Genomic DNA, 260 nt, shown 5'->3' on the forward strand with positions numbered 1-260 from the left:
ACATGTCTCAAGCTTATTGGCTGTATGCATTTTTTGGCGAGGTTGTACTTTTCTTTGCTCTGAAAGAACTTAAATTACTACGCTCTAAATTTTCTTATTTTATCGATCGGTTTATGCTAAAAGTGCCCATCGTCGGAGATATTCTTTACCAATCCATTATGGCCCGCTTTGCGAGTACGCTGTCGACGACTTTCGCCGCGGGTGTCCCTTTGATAGATGAACTTAATTCTGTCGCAGGCGCTGCAGGCAACAGGTTGTAC

1 pseudogene is annotated in these 260 nt (G+C 43.5%); it reads left to right on the forward strand.

The features are described from left to right. Window positions 1-260 (forward strand): annotated as a pseudogene (locus Q4563_RS20710) (type II secretion system F family protein); the annotation flags it as partial.

Source organism: Gilvimarinus sp. 1_MG-2023 (assembly GCF_030548285.1).